The following is an 18,030-nucleotide window of genomic DNA, read 5'->3' as shown; positions in this document are numbered from 1 at the left end:
CCGTGCGGGGTCAGCCGTCCGTCCCGTGCCGGGTCAGCGGTGCCTGCGCTGCTCGTACACCGCCAGCGCCAGTCGCCGGACCGCATCTCGGGCACGTCCGTCGTCCAGGCCGTCGTCGATCGCCTCGAGCGCGGCGGCCGCGGCCGTCCGCACGGCGTGCGGGAGGCCGTCATCCGCGGCGATCCGGTAGGCGAGGGTGCGGCGCGCCGCGCGTTCTTCGACGGTGACGCTGCCGGGACCGGCGAGGGGGAACGCGGCGGCCTGGTAGGTCGCGACACCGAGCAGTACCCCTTGAGACAGTCCCTCGGCGAAACCCTCGGCAGAAGCCTGCCCCTCGGCCTTCCGCAGGTCGGCGAAGACGCGGCGCCGGACGAGGAACGACCCGGCGCAGGCGCCTGCACCGGTCACGACGCCCGAGAGGGCCGCCATCGCCGGCCCGCCGAGGAGCAAGCCACCGAACGCCGCCAGTGCCGCCGCGGCGAGCGCCAGCAGAGCGGTGATCAGCAGGTGCGCGCGGGCAACGGCTCGTATGTCCATGCCGGGAGTATGCCGAACGTCCGAGTCCGCCCTCGCGCGTCCCCCGGGCTCGCACATCTGTGACGAGGTGACGCGACAGCCGTGAAGGTGCCACGTCACGCCACCCGGGCACCCGCCGGCCGGTGCACGGGGCGGCTGCCGTTCACCCGTCGTGGAGCGGCTGGGCCTGCGCCGGGTTCGGAGTGACGAACACCGCGGGGCAGCGGAACTCGCCTCCTGGGCCCTCCAGCTGCGCGTACGGGCGCCAGGCGAGCCTGTAGGTGCCGCGGAGCACCGGGTGTTGCCCGGGAAGGAGCCGCCGGCCCACAGCAGGTGCCGCTCAGCTCACGGCCGTCGTGGATGCGGAACTCTTCGTCCCTGGTGGGCATGCTGTGCTGCCCGGGCGCCACAGGGGCGCCCTCCGACGCGTCCCTCCCGCGCACCGGGACCTCCAGACGGCACCTGACCTTCGGCGCGACCCCGTCCACCACGAGGGCGAAGCTGTGCTGGGGATCGGCCTCCGAGTGGAACACCGGCCGACGCGCGCGCAGACACGTCAGGACTTCGTCCAGCCGAGCTGTGCCCGCGATCGACTCCAGGGCGGCGGGCGTGGGGGGTATCGGCGGGGCCATGGCGCCAATCAAGCCGTGCGGCCCGCCCGCGTCAGGTGATGGCCGATGACCGCCGAGAGGAGATCCGTCACCGGCCCTCGTCTCTCATGTGGTCTGCAGAAAACCACCCCTGCCGCTGCAGTCTCTCGAACCCGTCCAGGAGAAGATCCAACGCGAACTCGAACTCGAACTGGTCGTCACAGCCCTGGCCCACCACGGAGTCCTTGTCATGGGCCACCGCGCCGGCGAGTTCCATCACGTACGGGTACTCCCCCGCGCCCTCCTGCGGCGCGGGCACCTGTGCTCGCGGACCGGGCGGAGGGTCGAACAGTTCCTGTGTGATTCCGATCATGCGGCTGCCCAGAGCGTGCATCACATGGTGCGTCAGGTCGACGGAGAAGCCACCGGTCCGGAAGATGCCGATCACCGAGTCCATGTACGCGAGCACGACCGGTGTCGGGCCGCTGCGCGATTGGATCACTCGGGCCGCCCACGGGTGTGCGAGGAGAGCTCGCCGCGCCGAGAGGACCCTCTGGCGTACCGCACTCTTCCAGTCGGCCCCCGGGGCGGGCGGGTCGATCTCGCCCACGACGACATCGACCATGCCGTCGAGGAGCTGCTCCTTGTTCGCGACGTGCTTGTAGAGCGCCATCGGCACCACGCCCAGCTCCTGTGCGAGCTTGCGCATGCTCAGCGCTTCGATCCCGATGCCGTCGGCGAGCGCGACAGCGGCCCGCAGCACCCGTTCCCTGGTCAGGGGAGTCCGGCGCCCTGCTTCCGCCTGCCGAGCCATGTCCCACCAGCTCCCTCGTGATCCTGCCGTACCGAGCACCTCGCTTGACGAGTGTACGGCGTACACCTACCGTGAGCCCGAGGTGTACGCCGTACACCTTTCTATGGGGGTGGTCCGGTGGTACCAACCAGAAGAACCGCGGTCGTCGCAGGAGTCCTCTTCCTCGTCACCGAGGTGGCCGCGATGGGCGGGCTCGCGCTGTACGGCCCTGTCCTGCACGACGCGGGCTACGTCGTCGGGCCCGGCGCGGACACGCGGGTGTTCCTCGGCGCGCTGTGCGAGATCGTCCTGGCGGCGGCTGTCGTGGGAACGGGAGTCGTACTGTTCCCGGTCCTGAAGAAGCAGAACGAGGGGGCCGCACTGGGTTACGTGTGCGCCCGCCTCCTCGAGGCCGCCGTCATCATCGTCGGCATCGTCAGCGTCCTGTCGGTGGTGACGCTGCGCAGGGGCTCGGACGGAGCGGCGGCCGGTGACACCGCCTCGCTCGTCACAGCGGGCAGGACCCTGGTGGCCGTCCATGACTGGACGTTCCTCATGGGGCCCAACGTCATCCTGGGAGCCAACTCGCTCGTACTGGCGTGGTTGATGTACCGCGCCGGGCTGGTCCCACGGTTCATCGGCGTGTTGGGACTCGCAGGGGGCGCGCTGATCTGCGCTTCGGCGACCGGAGTGATGTTCGGCCTGTACGAGCAGGTCTCCGTGCCAGGGGCGGTCGCGGCGGTCCCCGTCTTCGCGTGGGAGGTCGGTCTCGCCGTCCGGCTCATCACCAAGGGGTTCGAACCGGCAGGCGTCCTCGACGAGTTCAGCGACGGGAGGAGTCCTGTCACCCCAGCAGCCGGGTGACGATTCACCGGGCGTCAGAGAAGGCGCGGCCCGTCGGGCCGTGCCGGGCGGCCCTGGAACTGGTGAACTCGATGTATGGACCATGACCGCGCCGACCCGGCGGAGGGCGCTCCGACGCCCCGGCCCGAACTGATCACCTTCGGCCACAGCACCGCGGACCGGGGAACGCTGGCGCTCCTGCTCCGGGGAGCCGGCGTCACCGCCGTCGTGGACGTCCGGACCGCGCCCGGCAGCCGCCGCGAACCGGACGTGTCACGGCAGCGGCTGGGCCGGTGGATGCCACAAGAGGGCATCGCCTACCGGTGGGAGCCGCGCCTGGGCGGCTTCCGCAAACCGTCCCCGGACTCGCCCGACACGGTCTGGCGCAACGCCTCCTTCCGCGGCTACGCCGCCCACACCCGCAGCCCGGAGTTCGTCACGGCCATGGACGCCCTCCTGGACCAGGCGCAGCGGGAGCGCACCGCGGTGATGTGCAGCGAAGCGGTGTGGTGGCGCTGCCACCGGCGTCTGATCGCCGACTTCGCCGTCATGGCCCGCGGCGTGCGCGTCCACCACCTCATGCACGATGGACGCCTCACGCCGCACAGCCCCACGCCAGGCGCACGTCTGCGCCACGACGGCCTCCTCGTGTACGACGACGCCGGTACGCAGGACGACGCCCGTACGTAGGACGCCGGTACCCAGGACGACGCCCGTACGCGATCAGGACACCTGGATGCCGATGAGGCACGTGTCGTCGTCGGTGTCCGACTTGCTGTGCGTGAGCAGCAGGTCCAGCCGGCGGTCGAGGGAGGCGGCCGGGGTCCGGGCGGCCGTGAGCAGCTGGGACAGCGAGTCGTGGACGGCGGTGTCCCGGCGTTCGACCAGGCCGTCGGTGTACATCAGCAGCGTGTCGTCGGGCTCGAGCTGGACCTCGCCTTCCTGGTACGGGGCGTCCGGCATGACGCCGAGGAGCAGTCCGCCGAGCATCGGCAGGGTGTCGGCCTGCTGTCCGCGCACCAGCACGGGAGGCAGATGACCGGCCCTGGCCCAGCGCAGTACGCGGGTCCGCGGGTCGTACAGGCCGCACACGGCGGTGGCGGTGACCTGTTCGGTGAGATGGTGGGCCACGATGTTCAGCCAGGACAGCAGCTGTCCGGGGCCCGCGCCGGTGACGGCGAGGCCGCGCAGCGCGTTGCGCAGGATCACCATCCCGGTCGCGGCCTTGATGCCGTGGCCCGCTATGTCGCCGACGCAGAGCAGTATCCGCCCGGACGGCAGGACGACGGCGTCGTACCAGTCGCCGCCCACCAGCGACTCGGCCTCCGCCGGACGGTACCGGACGGCGACCTCGAGCCCGGGGGCGTCGAGCGGGTTGCGGGTCGGCGGCATGATGGCGTGCTGGAGCTGCAGCGCCAGCCGGTTGCGCTCGGCCGACTCCTGTTCGGTGTGGGCGAGTTGGTCGCGGGTGGCGGCGAGCGCCACCTCGGTCCAGTGCTGGGAGGAGATGTCCTGGTAGGCCCCTCGCAGGGCGAGCAGACGGTCGTCGGCGTCGAGGACCGGTTCCGCGATGACCCGGATGTGGCGGGTCACGCCGTCGGGACGCTGGAGACGGAAGGCCGTCGAGGTGGGCCTGCGGTGGTGGAGCACGGTCCGCAGGAACCGGCCGATGGCGACGGTGTCGTCGGGGTGCGCGTGCTCGGCCAGGTCGTGCAGCGACACCGGGTCCTCCGTGACGGCCCGTCCGTACAGGTCGAAGAGCTGTCCGTTCCAGGTGATGTCGCCCGTGACGAGGTTCTCCTCGAAGCCGCCGATGCGTCCGAGGCGCTGGGCGTGCTGGAGCAGGCTGGCGAGGCGCGCGGTCTCGTCCTCGATGCGCCAGATGAGCAGGACGCTGGCGCCGTGCCGGCTGATGCTGAGGTCGGCGACGGACGCGAGGGGGACCTGGTCCACGAGCGCGGTGAGCGTCATGCGCTGTGCGCGGAAGGGCTCGCCCGTGGCGTAGACGCGTTCGATCTTCTCGAAGAGTTCGCTGTCACCGGCCGCCATGGGGTACGCCTCCAGCAGGAGGGCCCCGCTGACGGCGCTGCGGGGGCGCCCCGCGGGGTCCACGAAGCTGCCGTTGGCGTGACGGACACGGAAGTCGGTGAGGTGGCCTTCCGCGTCGACGTGCGGGGTGAGCACCAGCGCGGGGTCGTACAGACCGTCCGCCAGGTCGACGAGCTCGGACACGTCGGCGGGCTCCGGTACGGCCGGCAGTTCCGTGCCGGGGGCGGGGAGGCTGTCGAGGGTGTGCGCGCACAGCTCGGCCAGGGCCTCCATCTGGCGGGCGACCGCCGGTGACCACGGGGCAGGCTGCTGGGGCCAGCAGATCTCGAGCACCCCGAGGATCCGGCCGCCGGTTCCGGCGGGCAGGGCGACGCGGCCGCCGCCGGGTGACTGCTTCTGCCCGATGGAGGGCACCTGGGCCTCGGCCAGGGACGAGAACCGCACGGCACGCCGCTCGATGAGCGCCTGGCGGGCGACGGTCGCGACACCGGGCGGCACGTATCGCCAGCGTCCGGCCTCGTCGGCGCTGAATCCGGCGTGTCCGCGCAGGGTGAGGGAGGAGTCGGAGCCCGCGGTCCAGATGGCCACGGCCGTCGCGCCCAGCGGGGCGAGTGCGTGCTCGAGCAGGGACCCGGCGACGGCCTGGGTGTCGTCGGCGGCGAGCGCGGCGCTCTCCGCCGTGCGCAGCCGTACGGAGACGGACGAGCCCGTGTCCTCGTCGGTGCCCGGTCCGTGGTTCACCTGCCGGACGAACTCGCCGGCCGCTTCCGTGACCTGGTCGCGGGCGGCCTGGTTGATGATGTCCGCGGCCAGTTCCAGCTGGGACAGGTGGGCCTGGTCGGCGAGTTCGGCGAGCTGGCGCGCGGCATGTGCGGGACCGCATCGCAGCCGTTCGATCAGGATGCCCTTGGCGAGTTCGACCAGCGCCCTGCCGTCGGCGGCGGCGTGCGCGGCGCGTACTTCCGCCCGCAGCCGCTCCACGGTGGCAGCCAGACGGCCGACGGGGGTCGTCTGCTGCGCCCCTGTCTCCGTCGTGGTGATCACTCGCCGGGCGACGGCGTCGACGCCGGCGCCCATCGTGGCGATGGGCGGCTCGTCCTGATGACCGTGGAGGGCCGGTCCGAGGTCCCCGTGCTGCCCGACCGCGTCCTCGGAGGGGGTCATGACACCACCAGGCCGTCGCCCGACTTCGGGTTCAGCCAGCGGCGGACACAGGCGATGAGGTCGTCGGCGTCGACCGGCTTGGTGACGTAGTCGCTGGCGCCCGCGGCGAGGCTCTTCTCCCGGTCGCCGGGCATGGCCTTCGCCGTGACCGTGACGATGGGAAGGTCGGCGTGTGCCGGCATCCGCCTGATCTCGGCGGTCGCGGCGTAGCCGTCCATCTCGGGCATCATCACGTCCATCAGGATGAGGTCGATGTCCGGGTGTTCGGCGAGGGCGTCGATCCCCTTGCGGCCGTTCTCGGCGTGCAGGACCTGGATACCGTGGAGTTCCAGGATGCCGCTGAGGGCGAAGAGGTTGCGTGCGTCGTCGTCGACGACGAGGACGGTGCGGCCGTGGAGGGAGTCGTCCACGCTCCGGGGGGTGAGGGGGCGGGTCTCCTCGCCACGTCGCAGGGGCACGACGTCGCCGGGCTGGTCGGCGGACAGGTGCAGCGCGATCCGTTCCCGCAGTTCGTCCAGGCTGGAGAGGAGCTCCAGCGGCCGTGTGCGGGCGCGCGACTCGAGAGTCCTCTCGTCGGCCGCGTCGAGGCGGCGGTTGTTGTGCGCCAGCACGGGCACGGTCCGCAGCGCGGCGTCGCCGTCCATGGCGTCCAGGAAGTGCAGGGCCTCACTGTTCGCCATGTCGAGCTCGAGGACCACGCAGTGGAACGGTGCGGTGGCCAGTGCCTCCGCCGCCTCCTGCGGGCCGACCGCCGCGACCAGTTCGATGTCGTCGCGGTCGCCCAGCTCGTGGCCGGTCAGCTCGGCCACCGCGCTCTCGGCGACGAGGGACAGCAGCCCGCGGGGCCGCTCCTCGATCACGAGAAGCCTGCGCGGTCCTCGCGCCTCGGCGTCGGCGGCCTGCCGGTGGGCGTCCGACGGCTCGCCCTCCTGGGGGGCGGCACCGGCGGCGGGTCCCTCGTGCCCGCTGTCCGGGGTGTCGTGGAAGTCGGCGCGGGCCACGGGGAGGTACAGGGTGAAGGTGCTGCCGCGGCCGGGTGTGCTCCGTGCGGTGAGCGCGCCGCCGAGCAGGTGCGCGATCTCGCGGCTGATGGACAGCCCCAGCCCGGTGCCGCCGTACTTGCGGCTGGTCGTGCCGTCCGCCTGCTGGAAGGCGCCGAAGATCGCTTCGAGCTGCTGCTCCGGGATGCCGATGCCGGTGTCCTCGACGCGGAAGGCGACCACGGCACCCCCGCGGTGGACGGAGGCGGGGAGCTCGCCGTCGGTGGCGGGCTCGATGCGCACCCTCACGCTGCCGCGTTCGGTGAACTTGACCGCGTTGGAGATCAGGTTCCGCAGGACCTGCCGCAGCCGGGAGTCGTCCGTGAGGAGGTCGACCGGTACGCCGGGTGCGGTGTGGATGGTGAAGTCGAGGCTCTTCTGCGTGGTGAGCGGGCGGAACGTGGCGTCGACGTAGTCCAGCAGCTGGGCGAGTGCGACCCGCTCCGGGTTGATGTCCATCTTCCCCGCCTCGACCTTGGACAGGTCGAGGATGTCGTTGATCAGCTGAAGCAGGTCGGAACCGGCCGAGTGGATGATGCCCGCGTACTCGACCTGCTTGGCGGTGAGGTTGCGGGTCGGGTTCTGGGCCAGGAGCTGGGCGAGGATGAGCAGGCTGTTGAGCGGGGTCCGCAGTTCGTGGCTCATGTTGGCCAGGAATTCGGACTTGTACTTGGAGGCGAGCGACAGCTGGTGGGCGCGGTCCTCCAGTTCCTGTCGCGCCTGCTCGATCTCGAGGTTCTTGCCTTCGATGTCCCTGTTCTGGGCGGCCAGCAGGGCGGCCTTCTCCTCCAGTTCGGCGTTGGAGCGCTGGAGTTCCTCCTGCTGGACCTGCAACTCCTCTGAACGGGCCTGGAGTTCGCTCGCGAGGCGCTGCGACTCGCCGAGGAGTTCGTCGGTCCGGGCGTTGGCGACGATGGTGTTGACGTTTCCGCCGACCGTCTCCATGAGCTGTTCGAGGAAGTCCCGGTGGATGGGCGTGAAGGGGGTGAAGGAGGCCAGTTCGATGACGCCGAGGATCTGGTCGTCGACGACGATCGGCAGGACGATCAGGCTTCCGGGTGTGGCCCTACCGAGCCCGGAGGAGATGCTCACGTAGTCGGCGGGGACGCCGTCTACCTCGATGGTCCGCCGGCTGCGGGCGGCCTGGCCTACGAGGGACTCGCCCAGTCGGAAGCGGTCGTGGCCCGCGCTGCCGGCGGGGCGCCCGTAGGAGCCGACGCGCCGGAGTTCGGTGCCGTCCGGGGTCTCCTCCGCGAGGTAGAACGCACCGTACTGGGCCGAGACGAGCGGGGTGAGCTCGTCCATGACGAGTTCGGCGACCTGGGCCAGGTCACGGTGCCCCTGCATCAGTCCGGAGATCAGGGCGAGGCTCGACTTCAGCCAGTCCTGTTCCTGGTTGGCCCTGGTGGTCGCGCGGAGCGAGCCGACCATGGCGTTGATGTTGTCCTTGAGCTCGGCGACCTCGCCGGAGGCGTCGACGGTGATGGACCGTGTCAGGTCGCCCTCCGCGACGGCGCTGGCGACCTCCCCGATCGCCCGCACCTGACGGGTGAGGTTGCCGGCCAGCTCGTTGACGTTCTCGGTGAGGCGCTTCCAGGTTCCGGCGACGTTCGGCACCCGGGCCTGGCCGCCGAGGCGGCCTTCGGTGCCGACCTCGCGGGCCACCCGGGTCACCTCGTCGGCGAACGACGACAACTGGTCGACCATCGTGTTGATGGTCGTCTTCAGCTCCAGGATCTCGCCCCGGGCGGTGACCGTGATCTTCTGCGACAGGTCGCCCTGTGCGACGGCCGTCGCCACCTGCGCGATGGACCGCACCTGCCCGGTGAGGTTGCCGGCCATCGAGTTCACGGAGTCGGTCAGATCACGCCATGTCCCGGAGACGCCCTTGACGTCGGCCTGGCCGCCGAGATTGCCCTCGGTGCCGACCTCGCGGGCCACCCGGGTCACCTCGTCGGCGAACGACGACAACTGGTCGACCATCGTGTTGATGGTCTCCTTCAGCTCCAGGATCTCGCCCCGGGCGGTGACCGTGATCTTCTGCGACAGGTCGCCCTGTGCGACGGCCGTGGTGACCTGGGCGATGTTGCGGACCTGGGCGGTGAGGTTGCCCGCCATCGCGTTGACGGAGTCGGTCAGGTCCGCCCAGGTGCCGGAGACGCCGGGGATCTCGGCCTGGCCGCCCAGGGTGCCCTCGGTGCCGACCTCGCGGGCGACCCTTGTCACCTCCGACGTGAACAGCGACAGTTGGTCCACCATGCCGTTGAACACGGTCGCGATCTCGCCGAGGAGACCGTTCGCCCCGTCCGGCAGCCGGGTGCCGAAGTCGCCGTCACGCACGGCCGTGAGACCGGCCAGGAGCTGCCGCAGGTCCGACTCGCCGACCTTGCCCGCGCCGCGCGCACGTGAGCGCGGCACCGTGTTCGAGCTGTCGGCAGAAGTCTCAGCCATGCCCATTCCTCGCTACCCCTCGCCGGGCGCCTCGCCGCAGCGGCGCCCTCCCCGCGGCCCCCCGACCGGTGGGCCGCCCCCACGACGTCTCATCACCCGGTACGACGGTTGTCGTACGGCAAATTACGCCGCAGACTACCCCGGCTCGAGGCGCACACCAAAGCGCGGCCGGGGCGGAGGATAGGCTTCCGGCGTGGGCACGGCGCCGCCGTCGTCACCGGTTCCGCTGCCCGGCCCGTGTGATCCCGCCCGAGCGCGCCCCCGGAGGAAGAAGCGCATGGATTCCAGCCCCGCGTCACCCCCGCCGCGTACCCGCGAGGCCTCACGGGCGGCATGTGACGTGATCGAGGTGCTCGAGGTCATCTGGGAGCGCGGCCGGGACACGGCGTCGACGCCGGTGTCCGCCTCGCAGTTGCGGGTCCTCTACGCCCTCGAACGCAAGGAGGGCATCAATCTGCGGACCCTGGGTGACATGCTGGGAGCCGCCCCTCCGTCGGTGAGCCGCCTGTGCGACCGGCTCCAGGGCCTGGGGTTCGTGGAACGTACGCCGAGCGCGGCGAGCCGGCGGGAGCTGGAGCTGCGGCTGAGTGCGCGGGGGAACGCGTATCTGCGGGAGTTGCGGGAGAAGCGGGAGCTTGAGCTGACCGAGGCGCTCGACGCCATGTCCGGTACGCGGCGGGCGGACCTGCTGCAGGGCCTGCGCGGCCTGGGGAGGCTCCTCAGGGAACCCGGCGAGGGGCGTTAGGCCGAGGACCCCGGCCGGCCGCAGGACCAGACGGCGCGAACGGTCTTCCCCCCGGAGTTGGGAAGGACCTCGATGCTGTCGGCGAGTTGCTGCACGATCTGCCAGCCGCGGCCGCCCACCGCGCCTTCGTCGGGCTTCCGCGGCACGGGCGGGGCCCAGCTGGCGTCCTCCACGTCCACGACCAGCCGTCGGCGGTGCACGCTGACGCGCAGCCGCCACCAGCCGATCGTGTGTTTCACCGCATTGGTGACCAGTTCGGAGACCACCAGCACCACGTCGTCCACGGCCGTCTCCGGGCCGGCCCGCCCGACGAATTCCGAGGTGGCGCGACGGGCATCCCCGATGTCCGCTTCCGCCGAGGTAATGATCATCACGTGTGGTCCTCCTTTTCCGCTGAGGTGTCGGTGCACATCCGGCGGCTCGCCCTCCTTTTCACACGGCGTGCTCTTCAACTCGCGTTCCCTTGTTCCCGTACATGACACCAGGGCGGGGAAATCGGCATCCACGGACCTTCCCGGCCACGAGCCGGAAATATCGATCGTGAATTACCGGATACGAATCGGGTGTTCTTAGGCCGCCGTCGGGGATCTTTACCCCGGGGGATCAAGGGGGGCGACGCTCGAAAAGATATGGTTGTCGGGCGGAGCGGCCTTCCCGAGTGCCACCCACGCGGGCCGGGAGACAGGGACGGCGCTCCGCTCAGGGAGCGCGGCGCAGGAGCGACGCCGCGAACCGACGACTTCTGAGACGGAGTGTCACCAGACATGGACGCGAACCGGACACCCTCGCGGCCCCCGCGGCAGACCGCCGCCGGGGCCGCCAGGGCGGCGCGCGAACTCATCGAGCTTCTGGAGGTGCTCTGGGAGCGCGGCAGGGATCTGGTGCCCCCGGCCCCCGTGTCGGCGTCCCAGCTGCGTGTGCTCTACGGCCTCGACCACGAGGAGGGGATGAACCTCCGCACGCTGGGTGAGCTGCTGGACGCCGCCCCGCCGTCCGTGAGCCGGCTGTGCGACCGGCTGGAGGCCCTCGGGCTCGTGCGGCGGCTCCCGAGTGCTCACAGCCGGCGGGAGCTGGAGCTGCATCTGACCGGCCGGGGCAAGGCGTACCTGCGCGATTTGAGGGCCAGGCGCCAGGAGGCGCTGGAGGAAGCGATCGCCACGATGACACCCTCGGACCGCAGAGCCCTGCTGAACGGACTGACGAGCTTCCAGGACGCGGTGGACGACGTGGGTCCCGCGCCGTGGCGCAAACCGTCGACCGGGGACGCGCGCTCCGCCTGACCCCGGCGTCGCCGCACGGACGCGAGAGCGATCAGTGGACCGGGGACCTCAGGTGAGCATCTTCTGGCGCAGCCTGGTGAGTGTGCGGGTGAGCAGACGTGAGACCTGCATCTGCGAGATCCCGAGCCGTTCCCCGATCTCCGCCTGCTTGAGTTCGTCGCCGAAACGGAGCCGGAGGATCAGACGGTCCCGGTCGTCGAGCTCTTCGATCAGCGGCTTGAGCGCCTGGAGGTCCTCGACGAGGCCCAGCGCCGGGTCGAGGTCGCCGAAGCGCTCCGCGAAGGGGGCCTCGGCGTTCGGGCCGCCTTCGGTGTTCGGTACGTCGAAGGAGCTCGCCACGTAGCCGTTCATCGCGACGAGCCCTTCCGTGACCTCCTCGACCGGAATCTCCAGGTGTTCCGACAGCTCCGCTGCCGTCGGGGCGCGGTGCAGCTTGCCGGAGAGTTCGTTCACCGCCTGCACCAGCTCCAGCCGGAGCTCCTGGAGCCGGCGCGGGACGTGCACGGCCCAGCTGGTGTCCCGGAAGAAGCGCTTGATCTCCCCGAGGATGTACGGGACGGCGAAGGTCGCGAACTCGACCTCACGGCTGAGGTCGAACCGGTCGATGGCCTTGATCAGTCCGATGGTGCCCACCTGCACGATGTCCTCGTCGGACTCCGCGCGGTTGCGGAACCGCCGCGCGACGTACCGGACCAGGGAGATGTTCATCTCGATCAACGTGTTGCGCGCGTACTGGTACTCCGGTGTGCCTTCCTCGAGGTGCTGGAGCCTGTCGAAGAACAGCGCGGAGAGCCTGCGGGCGTCGGCGGGCGCCACCTCGGAGGCCTCGTCGACGCGCGGCAGAACGGTCCCGCCGGGACCCTCGAGGGGGCTTTCCCCCTCGCCCCGCTCCGTCGACTGCTCCTGGATCGGTGCCGCGGTGGCCATGACGTCTCCTCTGGTCGTCCGTACGCCGTCGTGATCTTCCCTACCCGACAACAGTTTCCCTAAAGCAAGAATCTTCTGCCCTTTCCGGGACGGCTCAGACCTGTGGATCCGGACGGGGGCCGGAACGACCGGCGGGGCGGACCGGAACACCGTTCCGGTCCGCCCCGCCTCCGCGAGCACGTCACCCCATGAAGCCGCCGTACGGACTTCCGGGCCCCTCCCGGTGCGCCAGGTCGTCGATAAGGGCCCAAAGGTTCGGTTCCATGGGAATTCCTTTCATACGCGGATCACGTGGACATCGGCTGCTCAGCCGCTCACCGCGGTCGGGGGACGGATTCCTACCAGCGGTACCAGCGGCTCCGTCGGCCGCCTGAAGCCGCAGGCCGGATCACGAATCCCAGCAACCACACGACGAGCACGATCACTGCGATCCACCACAGCGCCTTGAGCGCGAAACCGGCTCCGAAAAGAACCAGGGCAAGCAGTAGGACGAGAAGCAGGGGAACCATTTCTCATCACCTCCGGAATTCCGTATGCCCCTCACCCGAATGGACATTCATTTGATGCCCTTGTTTCTTCAGGAAAAGTCCGGGTAAAAGAATTCGCCCGCGATGAGGCGCCGTGGCTCTTCCACGGGCACGGCCGGCGGACCGTCCTGCGCGGGCGGACGGAACCAGGCGCCGTACGCCGGTGCCGACGGCCGGCGTTCAGTCCCGGTGCTCCCCGTCGGGCCGTCCGTGCCAGTCGAGGCAGACGACCAGTGCGTCGTCCTCGAGCGGCACCTCCCCGTGATGCCCGGCGAGTTCGTGCAGCACCGCGCCGGGGACCTGGGTGGGCGGCAGGAGCCGCGTGCCGGTCAGCGACCGTGCCAATGCCCGCTCGCCATAACGCGCGCCGGAGGGAGAGGCGGCGTCGTACACCCCGTCGCTGCCGATGAGCAGCCGGTCGCCCGGGCGCACCGTGAAGCGCTGGGGCGTGTACACGGTGTCCTCGAACATGCCCAGCGGCAGCTGCTGCTCGAAGGGGATCGGGTCGACGGTTCCGTCGCGCAGCCGCCACAGGCGGGGAGAGCCCGCGTCGATCGCCTCCACCTCACCGGTGGCGATGTCGAAGCGCAGCAGCAGGACGGCGACGTGGGCACGGCCGTGGTACTGGGCGTGGACGGCCTGGTCGGCCAGCATGGCCTGGCCCTGGAGGTCGAGACCGGCGCGTCTGGCGTTGCGCAGGGCGTTGACGGCGAGATTGGTCAGCAGGGCTGCCTCGATGCCCTCCCCCATGCCGTTGGTGACGGTGAGCGTCAGGTGTTCGGCGGAGGCGGACCAGTCGTAGTTGTCGCCGAAGATCGCGTAGGCCGGTTCCAGGTGTGCGCCGAGCGAGAACTCGGGGCGGGAGCAGGAGCGGCCGGGCAGCAGCTGCCACTGCATCTCCGCGGCCAATGTGAGCCGCGCGGCCCGCCGGGCGAGGTCGTAGAGGTCGGTGTCACGCTCCGCGACCAGGATCTCGTGGCCCAGGACCTCGCAGATGTGCTGTATCTCGGGCAGGACCGCCGCCGTGTACGCGTTCTCCGGCAGGGTGACGGACAGCACGCCCATCCGCCCGCCGCGGACCGTGACCGGAAGGTGCACCTCGACCGCCCCGTGGTCCGGATCCTGCGTGACGACGGGCTCCTGGGCACCGAATGCGCGCCCCTGCGGACTGCCGTTGACGGGCACCGGCTCCGTGACGAGAGGCACGGGTTCCACGGCTTGGAGGCTGCGCATGGCGTAGTCGGCGAGCCGCAGCTGCGTCCGCCGGGCGCCGTAGTGGTCGGCCAGCGCCGCTGTCACGATGTCGACGAGCTCGTGGGGCGCGGCCGTGCGCAGCGCCTTCTCGACAGCAGCGAAATTCTCCACGTCGTCCCGTATCTCGTTCGGGCCGGCGACCCCGGGAAGCCGGCGGTTCCACGGCCGCGGCTGCGGCCGCCGGGATTTTGCCCTGGGGGCCCGGCCTCATGCCCACGTCCCAGGCTACGCCGCGGACCGCGCAGTCCCGGGATCCTCCGGCGCCGGCCGGCCGTGTCCGTCCGGCAGCCGCCGGGCGCCGTTGACATGAGCACCACTGCTGCCCGCCGCCCCTCCGTCTGTACAGTCGTCGAGTCCCCAGGGCCGTGGACGGACCACGACCCGTATTCATGGCCCGTATGGACTAGGTGAGCTATGTCGACCACCCTCGATCAGCCGGACCCCCGGCATGAAGCGCCCGCTTCCTCGGCGCAGGACCGTAAACAGCGCATACGCCGACGCCTCGAGCGGCTGATCGGGATCGCCGCTACCGAGGGGAACGAACTGACGGTCCTGCGCAACGGGGACGAGATCTTCCCGGCCATGCTGTCGGCGATCAACGAGGCCCGGCACACCGTCGACATGATGACCTTCGTCTACTGGCGTGGCGAGATCGCCCGCGACTTCGCCGCCGCTCTCGCCGGGCGGGCCCGGGCCGGGGTGCGCGTCCGCCTGCTGCTCGACGGCTTCGGCAGCCGGCTCATAGAGAAGGACCTGCTGGACGAGATGGACCGCGCCGGGGTGGAGGTGGCCTGGTTCCGAAGACCGTTGCGGCTGTCGCCCTTCAAGCAGAACCACCGCTGCCATCGCAAGGTCCTTGTCGTGGACGAGCAGACCGCATTCACCGGCGGGGTCGGCATCGCGGAGGAATGGTGCGGCGACGCCCGTAACGAACACGAGTGGCGCGACACCCATGTCGAGGTCCGCGGACCCGCCGTCGACGGCATCGCCGCCTCGTTCGCCCAGAACTGGGCCGAGTGCCACGACCGGCTCTTCGACGACCGTGACCGGTTCGTCGAGCACACGCCGAGCGGGAGCGCGACGGTGCAGGTCGTCCGCGGCTCCGCGAGCATCGGCTGGCAGGACATGCAGACCCTGATCCGGGTGGCCCTGGAGTCCGCGGAGGTCCGCGTCCGCCTGGCCACCGCCTACTTCGCCCCGGACCCCTTCTTCATCGACATGATCTGCGCCGCGAGAGCGCGAGGCGTCGAGGTCGAGATCCTGCTGCCGGGTCCGTACACCGACAAGCGGGTGTGCCAACTCGCCGGGCAGCAGCACTACGAGCAGCTGCTCGGCTGCGGCGTCACCATATGGCACTACCAGCCGACGATGATGCACGCGAAGGTCATCACGGTCGACGGCGTGGCATCCCTCGTCGGCTCCACCAACTTCAACCGCCGCTCGCTGGACCACGACGAGGAGGTGATGCTCGCCGTCCTCGACGAGACCTTCACCGCGCGCCTCGACGCCGACTTCGACGAGGACGTGGCCGTCAGCGAACGTATCGTCGACGGCCGCTGGAAGCGCCGCTCCCCCGTCCAGCGCCTCCGCGAAGCGGTGGTCACCCCGATACGCCGCTTTCTGTGACGCGTCGTGCCGGCACGGCTTCCCGCGCGTGCCGGCTCCCTGGAACCGGGTGCCGGGGAGCGGATCCGCCGCACCGGGCCCCGGCGAGCGGACCGCCGCAACCGGGGCCCGGACCGGATCCCTGATAATCGAGCGCTTGCCGGGAAGTGTGATCCAAGGGCCCGGACCTGGCCGGGAAGCAGCCGCGGAGCCGAGGGCGGAGACGAATGGGCAGTGCGAAGCGTGTCCCGCAGACACGGGACATGGCCGGCGAGGAACTCTCCGGGGACGAGGCGTGGGCGGCGCTGAGACAGTACGGCGGGCGCGATCTGTTCGTCGACGCCTTCGTCCGCTTCCGCTACGCCGACGGCTTCAGCCACTCTCGCGCGGTGGCCTTCCAAATGGCCCTCGCGGTGGTGCCGTTCACGATCGCCCTGGTCGGCCTGGCGGCGACCCTCCATACCGAGAGCGTCGGCCGCACCGTCGAACTCGTGCTCACCCGGATCGCGCCCGGCGCGAGCTCCCGGCTGATCGAGGACGCCCTGGCGGAGGGGCGGCGCAGCGCCGGAGCGAACACCGGGGGCGCGGTGGCGATGTGGCTGGGGCTCGGGTTCGCCGTCGTCAGCCTGGTGTCGGCGATGGCGCAGGTGGAGCGTGGCGCGAACCGGATCTACGGCGTGGAGCGGGACCGGCCCTTCACCGCCAAGTACGGCAGGAGCCTGTTCCTTTCGGTCGCGGCCGGTGCGCCCATGGCGTTCGGCTTCCTCGTGCTGGTCGCCGGTGACACCATCGCCCAGGCCGCGGTCGACGCGTTCGGCGGCGGCACCCTGCCGGGGTGGTGGCACTGGCTGCAGATTCCGCTCGGGATCACCATGGCGTGGGTGGCTTCGGCCGTCATCTTCCGTTGGTCGCCCCGCCGGGTCCAACCCGGCTACACCTGGCTCGCGTTCGGCTCCGCGATCCACCTGGCCCTGTGGATCGCCGCGACGTGGCTGTTGGCCCTCTACGTCGAGCGCAGCGGCTCGTTCGGCGCGGTGTACGGGCCGCTCACGGCGTTCATGGCACTGCTCCTGTGGGCGAACATCACCGGTGTCGCCCTGTTCCTCGGTCTCGCGTTCGCCGCGCAGCTCGAGGCGGCGCGCGCCGGCGACGCGGAGCCCGTCCACGAGGAATACGCGTGACGCGGCAGGCGGCTCCTGCTCCTTGAACCGGTGTCGTCGTCGGACGGCAGTGGTGTGGACGGCTGATGCCGCCTCAGCCCCCGTCCGGAGGCGGCATGCCACGGCCCCGCCCGCGGGCGGGGCCTTCTGACGGTTCTCGGTTCGTCCGGGGGCGGGCCCGCGTGCGTCAACTGCCGGTGAGGCTGTCCCCCGTCTCCTGGGCGGGCCCTGGAACGATGGGCGGCGACAGCGCTTCGGTGTCCCACGGGGCGGGACCGCTGCCGTCGGTCCAGGCGACGAGACTCTGGTGGTCGAAGCACCGGATCCCGCACCGGCCGGCGTACTCGGTCGCCGGCTGCGTGAACTCGCCCGTGGTCACGACGGCCGCCACGTCCGCCTCGTGCACGGCGAAGCATGTGCCGCCGAAGCGCTGCACTTCCTGGGATCCGACCTTGTTCATGGGGCCGTAGCGCTTGCACTGCATGACGAGGCGCCTCCCGTCGGGCGTGGTGGCGATCACGTCGGCGCCGAGATCGCCCGTGCCTCCGACGACTTCGACGTCCCGGCAGCCGTCACGTTCGCACAGTGCGGCGACGGCCTGCTCGAAGCTGTCGGGATCCATGGCCGCGAGATCGTCCGCTGCGAACGTCGTCGGAACTTCCTCGCCTTCTGGCACCGGGCCGGGCATCAGCCCCTCCTCCGCCGTGCTCGTGGAGGCGACGTGGTGGGTGAGGTCCGTGAGGTCCTCGGCGAGCCGGGCTGCCGCGCGACGACGGCGGGCGCTGCGCAGCCCGGCCCCGGCCAGGACGAGGGCGGCGACGACGGCGACCGCCGTCGCGGGCCGCTCCTCCGCCGCCCTGACGATCAGCTTCAGCGTGAGCCCCACGGCGCACAGCACGATGGCGACGAGGCCGAAGAAGAGGACCAACTGCCGGAGGCTGAAAGCCGTTTTCCGCTGCCCGCGTGCGGGGCGCCTGAAGGGAACGGTCATATTCGGTGGTCACCGCCCGTGGCGGCAGCTACAAGATCACTCATGCAGGCCGTATGCCCCGCCTGCCGGCTTTCACCGGCCGGGTCCGGCGGCGG

General features: G+C 70.9%; 15 protein-coding genes. 6 read left to right on the top strand and 9 right to left on the bottom strand.

Going from position 1 to position 18,030, the window contains the following annotated elements; all coding sequences use genetic code 11:
• Nucleotides 1-33 precede the first annotated feature (33 nt).
• A complete protein-coding gene (locus tag SPRI_RS34815; RefSeq protein ID WP_005321523.1) occupies nt 34-537 on the bottom strand; it encodes a hypothetical protein in 504 nt (167 codons plus the stop codon).
• A gap of 678 nt (nt 538-1,215) precedes the next feature.
• On the bottom strand, nt 1,216-1,920 hold the full coding sequence (locus SPRI_RS34810; protein ID WP_005321521.1) for a TetR/AcrR family transcriptional regulator: 705 nt from the start codon (nt 1,918-1,920) through the stop codon (nt 1,216-1,218).
• A 117-nt stretch (nt 1,921-2,037) separates the two neighbouring features.
• Here SPRI_RS34810 and SPRI_RS34805 point away from each other — a divergent pair, with 117 nt between their 5' ends.
• On the top strand, nt 2,038-2,763 hold the full coding sequence (locus tag SPRI_RS34805; RefSeq protein WP_005321519.1) for a DUF4386 domain-containing protein: 726 nt from the start codon (nt 2,038-2,040) through the stop codon (nt 2,761-2,763).
• A 75-nt stretch (nt 2,764-2,838) separates the two neighbouring features.
• Nucleotides 2,839-3,432 (top strand): DUF488 domain-containing protein, encoded by a 594-nt coding sequence (locus SPRI_RS34800; protein ID WP_005321511.1) that lies wholly within the window; start codon nt 2,839-2,841, stop codon nt 3,430-3,432.
• A gap of 33 nt (nt 3,433-3,465) precedes the next feature.
• Here the strand turns inward: SPRI_RS34800 and SPRI_RS34795 are convergent, their stop codons facing one another.
• Complete coding sequence (locus SPRI_RS34795) at nt 3,466-5,955, bottom strand: SpoIIE family protein phosphatase (RefSeq protein ID WP_005321510.1); 2,490 nt, start codon at nt 5,953-5,955, stop codon at nt 3,466-3,468.
• Nucleotides 5,952-9,446, bottom strand: a complete 3,495-nt coding sequence (locus tag SPRI_RS34790; protein ID WP_037775542.1) for a HAMP domain-containing protein — start codon at nt 9,444-9,446, stop codon at nt 5,952-5,954. Before SPRI_RS34790 ends, SPRI_RS34795 begins: the two co-directional genes overlap by 4 nt.
• Before the next feature lie 277 nt (nt 9,447-9,723).
• On the opposite strand from SPRI_RS34790, the gene SPRI_RS34785 reads away from it, so the two are divergent.
• Nucleotides 9,724-10,191 (top strand): MarR family transcriptional regulator, encoded by a 468-nt coding sequence (locus SPRI_RS34785; protein WP_037775541.1) that lies wholly within the window; start codon nt 9,724-9,726, stop codon nt 10,189-10,191.
• Here the strand turns inward: SPRI_RS34785 and SPRI_RS34780 are convergent.
• Nucleotides 10,188-10,562 (bottom strand): ATP-binding protein, encoded by a 375-nt coding sequence (locus tag SPRI_RS34780; protein WP_050791789.1) that lies wholly within the window; start codon nt 10,560-10,562, stop codon nt 10,188-10,190. The two genes, SPRI_RS34785 and SPRI_RS34780, sit on opposite strands and share 4 nt — an antisense overlap.
• Nucleotides 10,563-10,955: 393 nt before the next feature.
• Here SPRI_RS34780 and SPRI_RS34775 point away from each other — a divergent pair, with 393 nt between their 5' ends.
• Nucleotides 10,956-11,471, top strand: coding sequence for a MarR family winged helix-turn-helix transcriptional regulator (locus SPRI_RS34775; protein ID WP_005321506.1), 516 nt, complete (start codon nt 10,956-10,958; stop codon nt 11,469-11,471).
• A gap of 48 nt (nt 11,472-11,519) precedes the next feature.
• Here the strand turns inward: SPRI_RS34775 and SPRI_RS34770 are convergent, their stop codons facing one another.
• The 3 genes from SPRI_RS34770 to SPRI_RS34760 all read right to left on the bottom strand — a co-directional run bounded on the left by SPRI_RS34770 (nt 11,520) and on the right by SPRI_RS34760 (nt 14,290).
• Nucleotides 11,520-12,398, bottom strand: a complete 879-nt coding sequence (locus SPRI_RS34770; RefSeq protein ID WP_005321505.1) for a SigB/SigF/SigG family RNA polymerase sigma factor — start codon at nt 12,396-12,398, stop codon at nt 11,520-11,522.
• Between the two features lie 338 nt (nt 12,399-12,736).
• Nucleotides 12,737-12,907: a hypothetical protein gene (locus SPRI_RS39590; RefSeq protein ID WP_037775539.1), complete on the bottom strand. Its 171-nt coding sequence runs from the start codon at nt 12,905-12,907 to the stop codon at nt 12,737-12,739.
• A gap of 198 nt (nt 12,908-13,105) precedes the next feature.
• Entirely contained in the window at nt 13,106-14,290 is a 1,185-nt protein-coding gene (locus SPRI_RS34760; RefSeq protein WP_005321503.1) for a PP2C family protein-serine/threonine phosphatase, read from the bottom strand.
• Nucleotides 14,291-14,593: 303 nt separating this feature from the next.
• On the opposite strand from SPRI_RS34760, the gene SPRI_RS34755 reads away from it, so the two are divergent.
• Nucleotides 14,594-15,805, top strand: a complete 1,212-nt coding sequence (locus SPRI_RS34755; protein WP_005321501.1) for a phospholipase D-like domain-containing protein — start codon at nt 14,594-14,596, stop codon at nt 15,803-15,805.
• 206 nt (nt 15,806-16,011) lie between these two features.
• Complete coding sequence (locus SPRI_RS34750; protein WP_005321498.1) at nt 16,012-16,965, top strand: YihY/virulence factor BrkB family protein; 954 nt, start codon at nt 16,012-16,014, stop codon at nt 16,963-16,965.
• Between the two features lie 166 nt (nt 16,966-17,131).
• Here SPRI_RS34750 and SPRI_RS34745 read toward each other — a convergent pair whose 3' ends face one another.
• On the bottom strand, nt 17,132-17,872 hold the full coding sequence (locus SPRI_RS34745) for a restriction endonuclease (RefSeq protein ID WP_234020467.1): 741 nt from the start codon (nt 17,870-17,872) through the stop codon (nt 17,132-17,134).
• Nucleotides 17,873-18,030 lie beyond the last annotated feature (158 nt).

Source organism: Streptomyces pristinaespiralis, from assembly GCF_001278075.1.
In the GTDB taxonomy this organism is placed as follows: Bacteria; Actinomycetota; Actinomycetes; order Streptomycetales; family Streptomycetaceae; genus Streptomyces; species Streptomyces pristinaespiralis.
The sequence above is the reverse complement of the archived record's forward strand: the minus strand, read 5'-3'. Positions and strand labels throughout refer to the sequence as shown.